The sequence below is a fragment of the Micromonospora sp. NPDC051296 genome, assembly GCF_040682255.1.
GTDB classification, from domain to species: domain Bacteria; phylum Actinomycetota; class Actinomycetes; order Mycobacteriales; family Micromonosporaceae; genus Micromonospora; species Micromonospora craterilacus.
In genome coordinates this window covers 1-3,004 of the sequence record NZ_JBFBAO010000557.1, presented here as the reverse complement: position 1 = coordinate 3,004, position 3,004 = coordinate 1, and the positions used below count along the sequence as shown (strand labels likewise).

Genomic DNA, 3,004 nt, shown 5'->3' with positions numbered 1-3,004 from the left:
GCGCCTTCGTGCTGGTCCACCGGCCCGGAGCCGACCGGATACGGACCGAGCTGCGCCAACGCGGCTGGGCGGTACGCCGGGGCGACACCTTCCCGGGGCTCGGTCCAGACTGGCTGCGGATCGCGGTGCGGGACCGGGCGACCACCGACGCGTTCATCGAGGTGCTGGCGGAGATCCTGGAGGCATGATGCTGGAAACCACGATCGCGGGGATCGGCCCGCTCGACGAGTCGGCGATGACCGCGGCCCGGCAGTTGCAGGCCCGGCTGACCAAGCCGGCCGGCTCGCTGGGCGCTCTGGAGGAGCTGTCCGTACGCCTCGCCGGCCTGGCCAGCGCGTGCCCTCCGCCGCTGCCCGCCCCGGCGGCCGTGGCGATCTTCGCCGGGGACCACGGCGTGCACGCCCAGCGGGTGACCCCCTGGCCGCAGGAGGTCACCGCCCAGATGGTCGGCAACTTCCTGGCCGGCGGCGCGGTGGTCAACGCGTTCGCCCGGCAGGCCGGCGCCGCGGTGACCGTGGTCGACGTCGGGGTGGCCAGCCCGCTGCCCGCCCCGGAACCGGACGACCCGGCCGATTCGGCCAGCGCGGGCGGCACCGAGGTGCCCCGGCTGGTCGACGCAACCGTCCGCCGTGGCACCCGGGACATGACCGTCACCGCCGCGCTGACCCGTGACGAGGCGCGGGCGGCGGTGGAGGTCGGCATCCGGATCGCCGGGGAGCTGGTCGACGCCGGGGCGGGCATCCTGCTCACCGGCGACATGGGCATCGCCAACACCACCCCGGCCGCCGCACTGATCGCCGCGTTCGCCGGGGTCGACGCCGCCGAGGCGACCGGTCGGGGTACCGGCGTCGACGACCCGATGTACCAGCACAAGATCGAAGTGGTGCGGGCCGCGCTGCGCCGGCACACCCCCGACCCGGGGGACCCGCTCGGGGTGCTGGCCGCTGTCGGCGGGTTGGAGCACGCCGCGCTCACCGGCCTCGTCCTCGGCGCCGCCGCGCGCCGCGTACCGGTGCTGCTGGACGGGGTGATCGCGGTTTCCGCCGCGCTCGCCGCGGCGGCCTTCGCCCCGGACGCGGTCGGCGCGATGGTCGCCGGTCACCGCTCGGCCGAGCCCGGTGCCACGATCGCGCTGCGCCGGCTCGGCCTCACCCCGCTGATCGACCTCGGGCTGCGGCTGGGCGAGGGCACCGGCGCGCTGCTGGCCCTGCCCGTGGTCACCGGCGCGGTCCGGGTGCTGCACGAGGTGGCCACCTTCGACTCCGCCGGGGTGGCCGAGAAGTGAGCGAGCGAACCATCAGGCTCAGTGCGGTGGTGCCTCGCGGCGGCACGGAGCGAAGCGGAGTGCCGGCGTGAGTGTCAACCCGTACCCTCTCGGGCTCCGGTTGGCCGGTCGGCGGGTCGTCGTGGTGGGCGGGGGAGCGGTCGCCACCCGGCGGGTGCCCGCGCTGCTCGACGCGGGCGCGGACGTGCTGCTGGTCGCGCCGGAACTCACCCCGGCGCTGCGCGCCCACGCCGACGCCGGGCGGCTGCGCTGGGTGCCGCGCCGGTTCGCCCCCGACGATCTCGACGGCGCCTGGCTGGTGCACGTCGCCGTCGACGACCCGGCCGCCGCGGCCTCGGTCAGCGAGGCCGCCACCGAACGGCGCATCTTCTGCGTACGCGCCGACGACCGGGAGGCCGCCTCGGCCTGGACGCCGGCGGTGACCCGGCACGGCCCGGTCACCGTGGCGGTGCTCGGCGGTGGCGACCCCCGCCGAGCGATGACCGTCCGGGACGCCGTCCGCACCCTGTTGCAGGCAAGGAAGGGCCCCTTGTTAACGGATTCCGTAGAGGAGGGGCCCCCTGTTAACACCCCGACCGGCGGAACCGGCCGGGTGGCCCTGGTCGGGGCCGGTCCAGGGGATCCGGAACTGATCACCGTCAAGGGTTGGCGGCTGCTCACCGAGGCCGACGTCGTGGTCGCCGATCGGCTGGTGCCCGGCCTGCTGCTCGACGAGCTGCGCGCCGGCGTGGAGCTGGTGGACGCCTCCAAGATCCCGTACGGCCCGTCCCGGGCCCAGGAGGAGATCAACCGGATCCTGGTCGACCGGGCGTTGGCCGGTGCCTTTGTGGTACGGCTCAAGGGCGGCGACCCGTACGTCTTCGGCCGGGGCGGGGAGGAACTGCTGGCCTGTGCGGCGGCCGGGGTGCCGGTCACCGTGGTATCCGGCGTGACCAGCTCGATCGCTGCCCCGGCGGCGGCCGGCATCCCGGTCACCCACCGGGCGGTGGCGCACGAGTTCACCGTGGTGTCCGGGCACGTCGCGCCCGACTCGCCGGCCTCGCTGGTCCGCTGGGACGCGCTGGCCGGGCTGCGCGGCACGCTGGTGATCCTGATGGGCCTGAAGAACCTGCCGGCGATCACGGCCACGCTGCTCGACCACGGCCGGCCGGCCGACACCCCGGCGGCCGTGGTCCAGGAGGCCACCACCGGCGCCCAGCGGATCATCCGTTCGACGCTCGGCGCGGTGGCCACCGACGTGGCCACCGCCGGCCTGCGCCCACCAGCGGTCGTGGTGGTGGGCGACGTGGTCGCCGCGCTCAACCCGCCCGACCCGCCCGACCCGCCCGACCCGCTCGACCCGATAGAGCCGGGGGCACGCTGACCGGCGCGTTGTGGTTCGCGCGTGGCAGAGTGCCGTAGGTCGCGACCTTCGGGAAGGCAGAAGGCTCAGATCTTGGACAGTTGCCGTTAGCGCGTGACGGTAACTGTCCAAGATTCACAGTTTGGTGGCGCAGACGCCGACTGGCCGGCACCCCATCGGGGTGCCGGCCAGTCGGTTGTGTATGTGTGTCAGCTGTTCCAGTGCTGGGCGACCAGGTCAGCGGCCTGCTGCTCCCACTGGGCGTAGTGATCCGGGTACGCCGACACCTGAACCTTCTGCGCGGCGGCGGTCAGCGGCATGTCCTTCCAACCGTCGACCTGCTTCAGACCCTTCAGGAACGCCGTGGTCGAGTACTC

General features: G+C 74.5%; 2 protein-coding genes and 1 pseudogene. All 3 read left to right on the top strand.

The annotated features are described in order from the left end of the window. Positions 1-188, top strand: a pseudogene (locus AB0M52_RS32805) (aminotransferase); the annotation flags it as partial. Further along, on the top strand, positions 188-1,285 hold the full coding sequence (gene cobT, locus AB0M52_RS32800) for a nicotinate-nucleotide--dimethylbenzimidazole phosphoribosyltransferase (protein ID WP_363961700.1): 1,098 nt from the start codon (positions 188-190) through the stop codon (positions 1,283-1,285). The pseudogene AB0M52_RS32805 and the gene cobT, both read left to right, overlap by 1 nt. 67 nt (positions 1,286-1,352) lie before the next feature. Beyond that, complete coding sequence (cobA, locus tag AB0M52_RS32795; RefSeq protein ID WP_363961698.1) at positions 1,353-2,648, top strand: uroporphyrinogen-III C-methyltransferase; 1,296 nt, start codon at positions 1,353-1,355, stop codon at positions 2,646-2,648. The last annotated feature ends 356 nt before the right edge of the window (positions 2,649-3,004 follow it).

What these genes read in the sequence shown, in the direction of transcription:
- cobT (WP_363961700.1), top strand. Translation starts at nt 188, where the DNA reads ATGCTGGAAACCACGATCGCGGGGATCGGCCCGCTCGACGAGTCGGCG.